We start from the raw sequence: 13,723 nt of genomic DNA, 5'->3' as shown, positions 1-13,723 counted from the left end.
CGGGCTCCCAATGACGCATGACGTCGGGTTCGGCGAGTCCGCGATCCCGCGGACGCACGGCGAACACCCGTTTTCACGACGTGTGCGGGACCGGACGTCGATCGCAAATGACCGGGAGTGCGACAATGAATGACAGCAAGGTTTGGTTCATCACGGGCTGCTCCGGCGGCTTGGGTCTTCAGCTTGCGGAGGCCGTGCTTTCCGCCGGCCACAAACTGGCGGCAACGGCGAGGGACGGGACGCGTCTGGCCAGCCTCGCGGACGCATATGGCGACCGGATTCTTGCGATCCCGCTGGACATCACCGATCCGGACGCGGCGCGCGGCGCCGTCAGCCTGGCGGTGGAGCAATTCGGCCGCCTCGACGTGCTGGTGAACAACGCGGGCTATGCCGATCTGGCGTCGATCGAAGACATCACCGACCAGGCGCTGCACGAGCAGATCGAAGTCAACTTCTTCGGCGTGTGCAATGTCACGCGTGCGGCGCTGCCGTTCATGCGTCGGCAACGGGCCGGCCACATCATTCAGATCTCGTCGGTGGGCGGACGAGTCGGCGGCCCCGGGCTCGCCGCCTATCAGGCAGCCAAGTGGGCGGTGGGCGGGTTCTCGGAGGTGCTGGCGAAGGAGGTTCGCGATTTCGGCATCCAGGTCACGATCGTCGAGCCGGGATCGATGCGGACCCGCTGGGCCGGTTCGTCGATGACCATTCCGCCGATCAGCGACGCGTACAAACCGATCATCGAACCGGTAGCGGCACGCTTGCGCAGCATCGACGGCGCGCAACCCGGCGATCCCGCGCGGATTGCCCGCGCGCTGCTCGGCATCGCTGGATCGCCGACAGCGCCTTTGCGACTGCTGATGGGCAGCGACGCGGTCGCGGTAGCCGGCGCGGCGGCAAGCTTCCGTGCGGAAGAGGACGCGCAATGGCGCGAATTGAGCGAATCGGTTTCGTTTCCGCCGGCGCAGCCCGAATGAAGCCGGCTGCCGGGGACCGCCGATGACCACGCTGTGCGAGGACAACATCGTGGCGCGGGTGCTGCTGAACGTGCTCGATCCATCCGCCGAGCAGCTCCACGCGTGCACGAAGAGATGGTCGATCGGGCACCGGCCGCGCCGTGCAAGCACGGGTTTGCGCACGGCGCGGCGGCCCGTCAACGTCGTGATCGTCAGGCGGATTTCGGCCAGCGCGATAAGCGTCTCGTGGAGCGACGCGTGCCTGGGCAAGTCTACCGAGCAGATCTGGAGCAGGGGTTTTGCCGACGGCGCGGCGGTCTGCGCACTGACCGGGCGTTGCATCGGCCGCGGCGACCCGGTGTTTCGCCCTCACGCCGGCGAGGCGCGCGTTCCGGTCAGTCGAGAACTCACGATCCTCGCCGCAACCGTCGCGCAGCGTCCCGATCTGTCGCTCGCCGATACCTGAGCGCGTCGCACGCGTGCGGGAACGTGGGGCGGTCGTCGGCGCCTATACGAACGTATGCGGCGCATCATCGGAACAGTTCATTTCCGCGATTGCGGATTGTGCGGATCATGTTGCGATGGCCTGGGGGCGGCGCGCTTGTCGCGCCGCCGCCCGAATCGACCGGAATCTTGAAACAAGGGGAAGCATGATGGCCGATCCACGCACGATGTCGCCGCGCGTCGCCTCGTTCGTGCTGCTCGGCGCGCTGTTGACGGCATGCGGCTACGGCGCGACGTTTCTGCTGTCGATGCATTTCCGTGTGGCGGGCGGAAGCGACATCGACACGGGGGCCGCACTGGCCGAAGCGATGATCGGTGCGCTGATCGGCCTGCCGCTGGTCGCGTCGTGCGCACACCGGATCGGCGCCGCGCGGGCGACCGCGCTGGCGGCGCTGGTCGTCGGCGCAGGCGTCGTCGGCTTCGCGCTGATCGGGCGCACCGGCTCGCTGAGCGTCGTGCCCGGCTTGCTGGTCGGCATTGGTTGGGGCGGGTTCTGCCTCGCGGCGCCGATGATGATCGCGGAGCGCACGGCGGATATCGAACGTGAGCGCTGGTTCCTGCGGTTCGGGTCGTTTCAGATGGCCGGCGTCGGCGGCGGTCCGGCCGTTGCGGCACTTGCGATTCGCAATTGGCACTGGACGACGGGCGCGGTGTTCTGCACGGTCGGCGCGCTGTGCGCGACGGCCGCGGTGATGCTGGAATGTTTCGGCCGCCTCTCGCCGGCGTCGCACGCCGTTGCGCCGCCGATGCGGGATCGGTGGGTTCGCGAGATGGGCGCGATCGTCCGCACGCCTGCGATCTATCCGATCGCGATCATCGCGCTCGGCTCGAGCGTCTTCTCGGGGCTGATGACGTTCCAGATGTCGATGGCGCAGGGCCCCGGTGTGAAGGCCGGAACGTTTTTCGGTCTGTATTCCGCCACGGTGGTCGTCATCCGCGGGCTGCTCGGCGCGGTCGTGATTCAGATCCGCGTCAGCGCGACGACGCAGATCCTGCTCGGCTTCATGATCCTGAGCGTCGCCGTGACATTCGCCGTGCCGCACAACGCGCTGCTTCATTCGGCCAGCGCCGTGCTGCTCGGCACCGGGTATGGCCTCGTCTATCCGATCGTGCAGGCGCAGGCCGTCAACAGTGCCGATGCGCGGCACCGGCACGCCGTGCTGACGTGGTTTGTGGCGTCGTACTTCGTCGGCGCATTCGGGTTCCCCGCGCTCGGCAGCATGGTGCTGGTCAGCATGGGCAAGACGATGCTGTTGATACTGATCGCGGCTTGCGGCTTGGCGGCGCTGCTTCTGTCGATCGTCGAGCACCGCAAGCGGGTATTGCCGGCGGCGTGCTGAACGCACGCGCCGGTGTTGCGGAATCCGTCTCCGGTGCGACGCGCGACGATGGTCGGCGTCGCGCGCACACGAGCCGAGCGGCCTCCGGCGGTCAGCTCACGGCTTCCTGGAGTATCGCGCGGACTTCTTCGAGCAGTCCGCGAATCGCGCCATGGCTCGTATGCGTGAGACGCAGCACGCCATCGATCGTGCACGCGCCGATGATCTGGTCGTCGGCGAAGCCCGACGTCACGATGGGGCCCCACAGCGCTTTGAGCGACACACTTTCGTACTGGGAGGCAATCGGCTGATTGCCCAGATTCGACACCATGACGTCGAAGGCCAGCACGGCCGATAGAAACCCGGCCGCATGCTCGACGCTCGGCCGCGTGGACATCACGGCATCGAGTGCCTTCAGTTCCGCCGCCACGCTCGCGCGCGCTTGCGACGGTGCAAGATCCTGTTTGATCTTGCGGGCGGCGGTCCATATATCCATACCGCGCGGGTGATCGTCGATCGTGATGGTCTGCGTGATGTAGACGCCGGCGGCGGCACGCGCGTCGTCGGAGAGACCGCGCAGGTCGATCGGCGTGACGGTCCTCAACGCGCGTTCGATCCACGCGCTGGACAGACGCCGGCCGGCTTCGTGAACGGCCGCGGCAATCGCGCCATGCACGGTGGTTTGCTCGGCACGTGCGCGGATCATGAGCTGGCGGGTGACGTCGGCGGAAAGCGCAATGGCGTCGACATGCGGCGCTTGCGCGGCGTCCGGACGAAATGGCTTGGGCGCGGGCGCCGGCGCGGGGGGCGGCAAGACGGCGGCGTGGCTCAGATCGGTATCCAGCACGGTCTCCAGCGACGGCACCAACGGCAACGGCGCCAGTCGCTCGCCCGACAGGATACGCAACAGATCGTCGATCAGCGATGCACTGCCCATGCCGTCGACCACGGAATGATGTGCGACCAGAATCAGCGTCGAGCTGCATTCGCCTTGCAGCAAGGTTGCGCGCAGCAGCGGCGCCGCGGACCCGACGAAGCGCGCGGCGATTTCGCGGGCCGTTTCCGCCTGCCACGCGGTCGGGTCTTGCTCGAGCACGCGCAACGGCACCGCAGCGTCAGTCACGCGATAGAAGCCTGAATTCCGTTGCGCGTCGGCGGCGATGCAGGTCGATAGCAGCGGATGCCTGTGCTGCAGCGCCTGAAACGCCGCACGCCACGCGTCCGGCGCAAAGCGCCGGTCGATCTCGGCGACTATCGCGAAATGCGTCGGCCGATTCTGGTCGAGCAGCCAGAACAGGTGTTCCGTGCTCCCGAGCGCCCGCACGAGCCGCTGATTGTCGTCGATTTCCTGCGATGGATTCCGCACCGTGTGACTCCCGAAGTGATGGTCTGCCTCAATAGAACAATCGAGGAGGGTGCGCTATTCCGCCATGGCCGGGTCGCTCGACATGTGCCGGACTATTTTTTCCTGTCGTCGGGATTGTAGGTCGCATAGAGCTTCGTATAGCCCGGCGTGTCGAAATGTCCCGTCCATCCCTTCGGAAGCGTGACGGCCTCGCCGGTCTTCACGAGCATTACCGAACCGTCCGACGACGTGAGCTTCACGCTGCCTGACAGAAAGTACAGGAACTCGTTGTACGGCAGCCCGTGCGGCCCCTTGATTTCCTCATGCGACGGCCCGGATCGATAGACGCCAGTCTGGTAAGCGTTGTCGGTCGACGTGAACGTCGCGACGTCCGCGCTCGTTTCGCCGGCTTCGTCTTTTTTCACGGTGTCGGCGCGATTGAATATCGCACCGGCAAGGTCGGACCTCGACGCCTTGATCGGCTTGATCGTTTCGGCGTGCGCGTCGACCGCGGTCATGACGCTGAACGACAGCAGCGCTGCGAGGGCGTATCTGGACATCGGCTATCTCTCCGTTGGTTTTTTCGTGGCAGCGACGCAAAGGGTGAGCGCGCTGGCGTGGCGCCATTTTGTCGGAAAAACCCGTCTTCGTTTGGCGATCGATCGAAAACGCGACGGCAGTTTTGTTTCTCAATGTGTATGAAACCGGTCTGGATACATGGCCTTGAAAAAGCCATTGGTCGAGACACACGTCAGATACGTGGTCTGGATTTAATGCATCTCATCGATCGAATCCGATCAGCGCGCTCGAGACGGCTTCGCGAGATCCGCGACCGCTGAAGGCCCCGACAGATTCGCGACAGCCGAATTTATCCAGGAGAACGACATGAAAGTAAAGACGATCGCTTTGGCTTTCGCGGCGTGCGCCGCCGTTGCAGCCGCCACTTCCGCTTTTGCAAGCAGCGCCGTCGACACGAGCATCAACGACCAGACCATCGGGCAGGCGAGCCAATGGGCGACGGGCGGCAAGGCGCCGAAGGGCAAGACGCGCGCCCAGGTTCGCGCGGAACTGGTGCAGGCGGAGAAAGACGGTCAGCTCGCGGCGCTCGACCAGCTCTATCGAGGCAGTTGATTGCCTGCTGCCGACGCGATGCCGATGTTCGGCATCGTCATTCACCCACCCCGTTCAACACGACACCGACCATGAACCACGAAACGAAAATTCTGTACACCGGCGAGGTTCGCACCACCGGCGGCCGCGACGGCGCCGCGCACAGCGCGGACGGCCGCCTGGATGTGAAGCTCGCCGCGCCGGGCTCGGCCGCGCCCGGCACGAATCCCGAGCAGCTGCTGGCCGCCGGCTGGTCGGCCTGCTTCATCGGCGCGATGGGCCTGTCCGCGCAGAAGCTGAAGGTTTCGCTGCCGCGCGACACGCATGTCGATGCGCAGATCGATCTGGCCACGAACGACGGCGCGTACTTCCTGCAGGCGCGGCTGAACGTCAGCGTGCCGGGCATCGACGCCGACGTCGCGCAGGCGCTGGTCGATGCGGCGCACCAGACGTGTCCGTATTCGAAGGCGACGCGCGGCAACATCGACGTGGTCGTCACGGTGGTCTGATACGCGTGCGGCGCTCGACGCGATCGACGCGCCGTTGGCAACTCTCCGGAAGGTGCAATGACCGCATTGACGTGGTGTGCGATTTTTCTTGCCGCGCTGACGGCGATCTCGAGAATGCCGCGCGGGCTCACGCTGAGCCTGCTCGCCATCGGCTATGCGATCGCGTTCGCGTCGCGGCAATTGCAGCCGATCGCGCTCGTGCCGATCGCGCTGCTGGTCGGCACCGGCGTGCTGTTGCAGCGGAATCTGCCGGTCGCCGGCAAGGTCGTGTGCAACGTCGTCTTCTGCGTCATTGCGGTCGGTCTGTTTCAGCATTGGCTGCCGGGTTTCGACAATCTCAGGGTGATTCATGCGGCACGCCTGACGCCGGATGCAGCGCCCTACACGATGTATCTGAACTTCGACAAGCCGCTGATCGCGTTCTGGCTGGTGCTGGCCTGCCCGTGGGTTCTGCCGGAGAAGCCGCTGTCGACACGGGCGATCGCGGCGGTCGTCGCGTGCGCGGCGACAGCGGCGGTCTGCTTCTCGATCGCGTGGTGGGCCGGGTTGATTGCGTGGGCGCCGAAGTGGCCGCATTTCGCATGGCTGTGGGTGCTCGACAACCTCCTGCTGGTCGCGTTCGCGGAAGAAGCGTTTTTCCGCGGCTACGTCCAGGCGGGCGCGACACGGTTGATGCGTGCACAACCGAATGCCGGCTGGCTGGCGCTTGTCGCAGGCGCCGTGTTGTTCGGCCTTGCTCACTATCAGGCCGGCGCACTGCTGGTTCTGCTGGCCGGCCTGTCCGGCATCGGATACGGGCTCGCCGCTCGCGCCGGCGGTCTCCAATCGGCCGTGCTCGCGCACTTCGGCGTCAATCTGGTGCAGTTCGGGTTGCTGACCTATCCATTCATCGCCCGTGCCTGAGCGAACGCACGCTCTGGCACGAGGGCCTGTGATCCGGCAGTTCGGGTAATACGCGACGGCGGATGGAATATCTGCGCCGTCCAGCTGTTTACGTGCACTGCAGGGGTGTTGCCCGCTCAATTTCGCCTAAACCCATGGATACACGTCAGATACTGCAGTTCGTCAACGTCGGCTTGGTTGCACCGCGGGAGGATCGACGTAGATGACCGCAGCCGAACTGTCCGCCATGCTCCCCGCGATGCTGCCGCGTCTCTGGACCTTCGCGTTGCGAATCTCCGGCGACCGGCACGACGCCGAGGATCTCGTGCAGGGCGCGTGCGTCCGTGCGCTCGAACGAGCGCATCAGCTACGACCGGGAACCGCGCCGCTCAGCTGGATGTTCTCGATCGTGCAATCCACCTGGCTCAACGAACTCCGCGCACGCAGCGTGCGTCGGCGCTCGGGCATGGACTGGGACGACGACCTGCTCGAAACCATCGCCGATCCCACCGCGCCGACCCTGGAACAGCAGGCGCTGGATGCGCAGATCGTCAGGGCGGTGCAGCAGCTCCCCGAGGCGCAGCGCGTGGTCATGTTGCTGGTCGCGGTGGAGGGGCTCAGCTATGGCGAAGCGGCCGAGGCGCTCGGCGTACCCATCGGGACGATCATGAGCCGGCTTTCGCGTGCCCGCCAGACGATTGGCACCCTGTTCAGCGATGGAAAGGAACGACCCGTGAAAAGCGCGGCGAACAGTGAGGATCAGGGGGCATGAAAATGGACGACATCCTGCTCATGGCATACGTGGATGGCGAACTCACGTCGCACGAGCGCGAGGAAGTCGACAGGGCGATCGGCAGGTCGGCCGAGATCGCCAGGCGGGTCGTCTTGTTCGAAGCATCGGTGTTGCCCTATCAGCAGGCGTTCCAGCGACAGGAATGGCCGGCGGTGCCGCAGAGCCTGGCGCGCACGGTCGCCGACATCGCGCTCGCGCATGCCGCGCCTGCGACGCCTTCCGCGGTCGGCGACGGTCGCCGGGAACCGCCGGCATCGCAGCCCGACGGACGCGCGCCGTCCTCCGTACCGGTTCGCTCCCGCGTTCGCACGATGATGCCGTGGCTCGCGGTCGCCTTCGTCGCGGGGGCGTTCTGCTGCGGCGCCATACTGCGCTTCGCGCCGGGCGCGGCACAGCGCGCATTCGCGCCGCCGGGCGCACCGGTGACGGCACAGGCGCAGCTATCCCCGTGGATCATGGCGGCCGTGAATTATCAGCGGCTCTATACGCGCGACACCATCGCGCTCGACACGCCGAATCTCGCCACCGCCGCGCACACGATGGACGCCATTCGCCGCGACGACGGGCTGCGAATACGGATTCCGGACCTGCGCCCGCTCGGCCTGACGTTCAAGCGCATCCAGCGCCTGGACTTCAACCACAAGCCGCTGGTGCAGATCGTCTATCTACCCGAGAAAGGCCTGCCCGTCGCGCTGTGCGCGATGAAGGACGAACGGCCCGACAGCGTGCTCGCCCGACAGCAGGTCGGCAACATGGATGTCGCGACCTGGCGTCGTGCGAGGATCACCTACGCGTTGATCGCCGCCCCCGGCGATGCGGATCTCGGCGCGATTGGCAAGCGGATCGCCGACAACGGCATGGAAGCCATGCTCGGTCAGTTGTCGCAGGCCGTCCAGGCGTTCGCGAGCTGAAGGTTTGCGCCGCACCGTCGCCGGGCGCCGCCGCGATGCGGGCGTCGGCGCCGGCGTGCAGGGGCGTAATGGAATGACAAGGGCCGCTCGGCTGTTATTGGCGTGAAGCACGTCACCGGGTTGACGCGCTGCTCCTGACTTCGGATCTCTTCCAGATGAATGCTCCAGACGCGTTTCAGATTCCGGTTGTGCCGCACCGCTCGCTGACAGGCAGCGATCACCGAACGCTGGTGCTCGCCGCGCTCGGTGGTGCGCTCGAGTTCTACGATTTCGTGATTTACGTGTTTTTTGCGACCGTCATCGGTCAACTGTTCTTTCCGCCATCGATTCCCGACTGGCTGCGCCAGCTGCAGACCTTCGGCATTTTTGCGGCCGGCTATCTCGCGCGTCCGCTCGGTGGCGTGGTGATGGCGCATTTCAGCGATCTCGCCGGCCGCAAGCGCATGTTCACGATGAGCGTGATGCTGATGGCCTTGCCCACGTTGATGATGGGGCTGCTGCCGACTTACGAGTCGCTCGGGATTGCCGCGCCCGTGCTGCTCCTGCTGTGCCGGGTGTTGCAAGGCGCGGCGGTGGGCGGCGAAGTGCCCGGCGCGTGGGTGTTCGTGTCCGAACACGTGCCGCCGCGCCATGTCGGCTATGCGTGCGGCCTGCTGACCGGCGGCCTGACGCTCGGCATCCTGCTCGGCTCGCTGATCGCGTCGGCGATCAACCATCACTATTCGCCTGCCGCGATCGGCGCCTATGCGTGGCGGCTCCCCTTCGTCGTCGGCGGCCTGTTCGGGATCCTGTCCGCGTTTCTGCGCCGCTGGCTCGATGAAACGCCCGTGTTCGCCGAAATGAAGCGGAGCCGGTCGCTGACCCGCGAAGTGCCGTTGAAGGCCGTGCTGCGTGATCATGGTCGAGCCGTGCTGGTATCGATGATCCTCACCTGGACCCTGACCGCGGCGATCGTCGTCGTCATCCTGATGACGCCGACGCTCGTGGCCAAGCGCTTTCATGTCGCGCCCGCGCTTGCGCTGCAGGCGAATTCGGCCGCCACGTTCTGCCTGACGATCGGGTGCGTCGTCGCGGGGTCGATCGCGGGGCGGATCGGTACCGGCCGCACGATCTTCGTCGGCTGCCTGCTGCTCGGCGCATCGTACTGGCTGATGGCCGCGCAGCTCGCCGTCGATGCGTCGCTGCTGCTGCCGCTTTACGCGGTGTGCGGCTTCTTCGTCGGTGCGGTCGCGGCGATTCCGGTCGCGATGGTCCAGGCGTTTCCGCCGGCCGTGCGCTTTTCCGGCATCTCGTTCTCGTACAACGTCGCATATGCCGTGTTCGGCGGACTCACGCCGGTGTTCGTCTCGCTGATGCTGAAATCGAACCCGCAGGCGCCGGAACTGTATGTGGGCGTGCTGTGCATCGCGGGCGCCCTGGCAGGATGCGCATTGCGCCCCGCGGGCCAGCCGGCGCGCTCGGGTAGCACGTGCACGCGTCGGTAGTCGTGTCGAACCCGCTGTGCGATCCCGCGCATGCGCTGACGCCGCGCCGTCCACGGATGCCCGAGGTTGCGATCGTGCAGGCGCGTGGCCGGCGCGGCGCGCGTCGCTCGCTATACGTTGACGACGCCGCGCCCAAGCTCCACCACGCGCCCGCCGACGTCGATCGCGCCGTTCTCGCCGACCGACAACCGAAGCAGGCAAGGTCGGCCGACGGCTTCGCCCTGTTCGACCTGAAACGCGGCGGGCAGCGCGTGATTGGCTGCAAGCAGCCAGCCGCCGAGATTCGCGCAGGCCGACCCGGTGCCCGGGTCTTCGAAGATTCCGCCGCCCGGCTTCGCAAAGAAATAGCGGGAGACCACTTTCTCGGGACGATGCGGATCGAACGCGAACACGTAGGCGGTCTTGCGGCCGAGGCTGCTGGTCGGCCAGATATCGAGGTAGGTGCTTTCGGGCCGGGCGCGGCGCACGGCCGCGGGGTGCTTGACGGCGACCAGCAGTTGGTCCGCGCCGGTGTCGACCCAAAGCGGCGGCGCGAGCAAATCGTCCGTCGTCAGTCCCAGCATGGCCGCCGTGTCGGTATCGGGCAACGCGCAAGGCGCCGTTTTCGGCATGCCCGCGTGCGGGGCGGTGAACGTCCACACGTCGCCGTCGGCCTTGACGTCGACCACGCCGGCCTTGAATTCGAGTGAGAGTTCGTCGCCTGCATTCAGCAGGTCGCGCACGACGTGCGCGGTACCGAGCGTCGGATGGCCCGCGAACGCCATTTCATAACCGGGCGTGAAGATGCGAACGCGTGCATGCGCACGCTCCGACGGCAGCACGAAGGTCGTTTCCGACAGGTTGAACTGCACGGCCAGTGCCTGCATGGTCGCGTCGTCCATGCCGCGCGCATCGTCGAACACGCAGAGCGGATTGCCGCCGAAGGTGGATTCGGCGAATACGTTGAGCAGGCGGAACGCGTACTGGGTCATCGGGATCTCGCGTGGGTGGGTCTGGCCGGTCGAGTTGCGCGCGCATGTCAGGCTGCTTCGGCACGAACCCGTATTCTGCCGGACCGATTGCGTCGATTGATACACGGCCGCTCGGAATTTCAATTTTCGTGCATCATCAGGGTTCTCCGATTCGTCGATGTCGATCCGGTCCGGGTCAGGGGGGCGGTTGCCGACGAACCCGGATTCAACCGGCTTGAACACAACGACGCCGCACCCATGCAACACCTGTCGGGTTCAGTGTCGCTCAACGCTTGCAGCATCAGGCATGCAGGAGGAAGACATGGAATCCGACGGGAGCGACCTGAAAACCGAGGGCGGGCTCGCGAAGGCACTTGCGGACACCGCTTCGCCGCAAACCGTGCTGGAAACGATCGCACGCGGCGTGGAAGGCCTGCTGATTCCTGCCGACACACCCTGGCCCACGGCGCGGCTTTACCTCGCGGACAACGACGGACAGTGGAAATTCTCCGCTGTCCTGGTCGCGCTCGTCGCGCGGCGCGAGCCGACGATCCTGCTGACCAAGCGATCGTCGGGGCTCAGCGAATACTCGTCGCACGTGAGCTTTCCCGGCGGACGTCCGGCGGAGTCGGACACCAGCATCGGTGCGACAGCGCTGCGCGAGGCGTTCGAGGAAATCGGCCTCGATCCCGGCGCGGTCCAGATGATCGGAAGCCTGCCGATTCATAAAACCCGAAAGCGCAATCACGCCATTTTCCCCGTGATCGGCTTCGTGCCGGAAACGGCCGCCTGGGAAGCCGCGCCCGCTGAAGTCGAGGAGATTTTCGAGTTTCCGCTCTCGACGCTGCTCAATCCCGATCTGCCGCGGCAATACAGCGACGGCGAACGCGCCGGCGCCTGGTATTGGGCGGATCAGGCGCAGGACATCTGGGGCGTGACCGCGGTCATCCTGAAATCGCTGGCGGGTCTGGTGCTCGACGCCGAGCGCGGCGAGCGTGCACGTCCCGAGTAGGTGCACGCACCGGGCCTCGGGCCCGCAAGGGGCACGCGCGCCGCTCGCGGCTCAGTGCGACGACACGAACACCGCATCCTCGAACGCCGCCGGAATCGCGAACTGCGCACGCATGCGCTTCGCCTCCTGCGCGGGCGTGAGCCCGAACAGCCGCTTGAACTCCCGGCTGAACTGCGACGGGCTCGTATAACCGACCGCATGGCTGGCTGCCTCCGCCGTCAGGTCCTGACGCACCATCAGCAGGCGCGCCTGATGCAGCCGCGTCGACTTCAGGTACTGCATCGGCGACACCTGCGTGATCGCCTTGAAGTGGCTGTGGAAGCTCGGCACGCTCATGCCGGCTTCCCCGGCCAGTTGCGCGACGTCGAGCGATTGCGCGTAGTCGGCGTGGATCAGGCGCAGCGAACGGCCGATCCGGCCGAACTGTCCACGCATCGCCAGCGCGTTCCTCATCGCGCTACCCTGCGCGCCGATCAGCACGCGGAAATACAGCTCGCGCAGCAACCCGGGGCCGAGTACCGCCGCTTCGAGCGGCCGGTGCATCGCCTCGACGAAACGCACCACGGTCGCCTGCATCGCGTCGTCCATCGGCGACGACATCATGCTTCTCGGCGCCTGCACGGGTTCGGCGGTCCCTTCGCGGTCGATCTGCGCGGCCAGTTCCGCGGCCATCGGGAAATCGAGGTGCAGATACAGCGCGAGCAGCGGGTGCGCCGCCGTCGCGTCGGTTTCCATGCTGAACGGCACGGGCACCGAGACGGCCAGGTAGTGGTCCTCGTCGTACAGATAGCGTTCGCCGCCGAAATAGCCGCGCTTGCGGCCCTGGCACACGATCACAATGCCCGGGTCGTACAGCACCGGCGTGCGCGACAGCGCCCGGTTCGAGCGCAGGATGCGCACGCTCGGTAGTGCGGTCAGGTTGTAGCCTTCGTCCGGCGCCATCGCATGCAGCAACGCGATCAGGCGTTGGCGGCTGCGCGCGGGCAGCGACGGCGATCGGGACGACGAGGGTGCGGCGCTCATGGTTTTGTGCAAGAAATTCAGCGGAATCGGGCTTATTCGGTGTAGATCGCCAGACTAGCATGCATGCTTCGATCGACATTCGGGAGAAGCTCACATGGCATCCGGCAATATCATGCTCATCACCGGCGTCAGCAGCGGCTTCGGCCGCGCGCTCGCACAAGTGGCGCTGGACGCGGGTCATACGGTGGTCGGCACCGTGAGAAGCGAGGAGGCAAGGCGGGCGTTCGAAGCGCTGTCCCCGCATGCGGGCATCGGGCGCATGCTCGACGTGACCGACTTCGAGCGCATCGACGACGTCGTCGCGGAGATCGAGTCGAGCGTCGGGCCTGTCGACGTGCTGGTGAACAACGCCGGCTACGGGCACGAAGGCATCATGGAGGAGTCGCCGCTGTCGGAGATGCGCCGGCAGTTCGACGTGAACGTATTCGGCGCCGTCGCGATGATGAAAGCCGTCGTGCCGTTCATGCGCGAACGCCGGCGCGGCCGCATTCTGAACATCACGTCGATGGGCGGCCACATTACGATGCCCGGCATTGCCTATTACTGCGGCAGCAAGTTCGCGCTGGAAGGGATTTCCGACACGCTCGGCAAGGAGCTCGAGCCGTTCGGCATCGCGGTGACCGCCGTGGCGCCGGGTTCGTTCCGCACCGACTGGGCCGGCCGTTCGATGACGCGAACGCCACGCTCGATCGCCGATTACAACGCGCTCTTCGATCCGATCCGCCAGGCGCGCGAGGAGAAAAGCGGCCGGCAACCGGGGGATCCCGCGAAGGCCGCCCGCGCGATGCTCGCAGTCATTGCGGCGGACCGTCCGCCGGCCCATCTGTTGCTCGGCAGCGATGCGCTTCGGCTCGTGCGCGCCAAATGGTCGGCGCTGGAAGACGACATCCGTGCGTGGGAGGCGGTGACCGTGTCGACGGACGGTTGA

The 13,723-nt window shown here is 66.3% G+C and carries 16 protein-coding genes; 12 read left to right on the top strand and 4 right to left on the bottom strand.

What is annotated here, in order from left to right; all coding sequences use genetic code 11:
* Nucleotides 1–125: 125 nt before the first annotated feature.
* From DIE23_RS16490 to DIE23_RS16480, 3 genes are all read left to right on the top strand, one after another.
* Entirely contained in the window at nucleotides 126–974 is an 849-nt protein-coding gene (locus DIE23_RS16490; protein WP_124613111.1) for an SDR family NAD(P)-dependent oxidoreductase, read from the top strand.
* 22 nt (nucleotides 975–996) lie between these two features.
* Nucleotides 997–1,419, top strand: a complete 423-nt coding sequence (locus DIE23_RS16485; protein WP_124613110.1) for a DUF3331 domain-containing protein — start codon at nucleotides 997–999, stop codon at nucleotides 1,417–1,419.
* A 184-nt stretch (nucleotides 1,420–1,603) separates the two neighbouring features.
* Nucleotides 1,604–2,797 (top strand): MFS transporter, encoded by a 1,194-nt coding sequence (locus DIE23_RS16480; protein WP_124613109.1) that lies wholly within the window; start codon nucleotides 1,604–1,606, stop codon nucleotides 2,795–2,797.
* Nucleotides 2,798–2,888: 91 nt separating this feature from the next.
* Here the strand turns inward: DIE23_RS16480 and DIE23_RS16475 are convergent, their stop codons facing one another.
* Complete coding sequence (locus DIE23_RS16475) at nucleotides 2,889–4,019, bottom strand: condensation protein (protein ID WP_260436091.1); 1,131 nt, start codon at nucleotides 4,017–4,019, stop codon at nucleotides 2,889–2,891.
* On the opposite strand from DIE23_RS16475, the gene DIE23_RS40195 reads away from it, so the two are divergent.
* Complete coding sequence (locus DIE23_RS40195) at nucleotides 3,957–4,262, top strand: hypothetical protein (RefSeq protein WP_260436093.1); 306 nt, start codon at nucleotides 3,957–3,959, stop codon at nucleotides 4,260–4,262. The genes DIE23_RS16475 and DIE23_RS40195 overlap by 63 nt on opposite strands.
* Here DIE23_RS40195 and DIE23_RS16470 read toward each other — a convergent pair.
* The gene (locus DIE23_RS16470; protein ID WP_124613107.1) at nucleotides 4,235–4,681 is read right to left on the bottom strand and encodes a cupin domain-containing protein; all 447 of its coding nucleotides are present in this window, start codon (nucleotides 4,679–4,681) and stop codon (nucleotides 4,235–4,237) included. The genes DIE23_RS40195 and DIE23_RS16470 overlap by 28 nt on opposite strands.
* 325 nt (nucleotides 4,682–5,006) lie before the next feature.
* Between DIE23_RS16470 and DIE23_RS16465 the strand changes: the two genes are divergently transcribed.
* The 6 genes from DIE23_RS16465 (at nucleotide 5,007) to DIE23_RS16440 (ending at nucleotide 9,810) form a co-directional block, all read left to right on the top strand.
* Nucleotides 5,007–5,252, top strand: a complete 246-nt coding sequence (locus DIE23_RS16465) for a DUF4148 domain-containing protein (RefSeq protein ID WP_124613106.1) — start codon at nucleotides 5,007–5,009, stop codon at nucleotides 5,250–5,252.
* Nucleotides 5,253–5,323: 71 nt separating this feature from the next.
* On the top strand, nucleotides 5,324–5,740 hold the full coding sequence (locus tag DIE23_RS16460) for an organic hydroperoxide resistance protein (protein ID WP_124613105.1): 417 nt from the start codon (nucleotides 5,324–5,326) through the stop codon (nucleotides 5,738–5,740).
* A 57-nt stretch (nucleotides 5,741–5,797) separates the two neighbouring features.
* Nucleotides 5,798–6,643 carry a CPBP family intramembrane glutamic endopeptidase gene (locus DIE23_RS16455; protein WP_124613104.1) on the top strand — a complete coding sequence of 282 codons (846 nt, stop codon included), beginning with the start codon at nucleotides 5,798–5,800 and terminating at the stop codon, nucleotides 6,641–6,643.
* 202 nt (nucleotides 6,644–6,845) lie between these two features.
* Nucleotides 6,846–7,394 (top strand): RNA polymerase sigma factor, encoded by a 549-nt coding sequence (locus DIE23_RS16450; RefSeq protein WP_124613103.1) that lies wholly within the window; start codon nucleotides 6,846–6,848, stop codon nucleotides 7,392–7,394.
* Complete coding sequence (locus DIE23_RS16445; RefSeq protein WP_124613102.1) at nucleotides 7,391–8,326, top strand: anti-sigma factor; 936 nt, start codon at nucleotides 7,391–7,393, stop codon at nucleotides 8,324–8,326. Before DIE23_RS16450 ends, DIE23_RS16445 begins: the two co-directional genes overlap by 4 nt.
* Nucleotides 8,327–8,481: 155 nt before the next feature.
* Nucleotides 8,482–9,810, top strand: a complete 1,329-nt coding sequence (locus DIE23_RS16440; RefSeq protein WP_124613101.1) for an MFS transporter — start codon at nucleotides 8,482–8,484, stop codon at nucleotides 9,808–9,810.
* A gap of 110 nt (nucleotides 9,811–9,920) precedes the next feature.
* Here DIE23_RS16440 and DIE23_RS16435 read toward each other — a convergent pair whose 3' ends face one another.
* Nucleotides 9,921–10,781, bottom strand: coding sequence for a PhzF family phenazine biosynthesis protein (locus tag DIE23_RS16435; protein ID WP_124613100.1), 861 nt, complete (start codon nucleotides 10,779–10,781; stop codon nucleotides 9,921–9,923).
* Between the two features lie 214 nt (nucleotides 10,782–10,995).
* On the opposite strand from DIE23_RS16435, the gene DIE23_RS16430 reads away from it, so the two are divergent.
* Entirely contained in the window at nucleotides 10,996–11,772 is a 777-nt protein-coding gene (locus DIE23_RS16430; RefSeq protein WP_260436085.1) for a CoA pyrophosphatase, read from the top strand.
* Between the two features lie 51 nt (nucleotides 11,773–11,823).
* Here the strand turns inward: DIE23_RS16430 and DIE23_RS16425 are convergent, their stop codons facing one another.
* The gene (locus DIE23_RS16425; protein ID WP_124613099.1) at nucleotides 11,824–12,795 is read right to left on the bottom strand and encodes an AraC family transcriptional regulator; all 972 of its coding nucleotides are present in this window, start codon (nucleotides 12,793–12,795) and stop codon (nucleotides 11,824–11,826) included.
* 94 nt (nucleotides 12,796–12,889) lie between these two features.
* Between DIE23_RS16425 and DIE23_RS16420 the strand changes: the two genes are divergently transcribed.
* Complete coding sequence (locus tag DIE23_RS16420; RefSeq protein WP_124613098.1) at nucleotides 12,890–13,723, top strand: oxidoreductase; 834 nt, start codon at nucleotides 12,890–12,892, stop codon at nucleotides 13,721–13,723.

Origin of the sequence: Burkholderia sp. Bp9143, from assembly GCF_003853645.1 — a bacterium.
Classification (GTDB): Bacteria; Pseudomonadota; Gammaproteobacteria; order Burkholderiales; family Burkholderiaceae; genus Burkholderia.
This window is presented reverse-complemented; position numbering and strand designations above follow the sequence as displayed.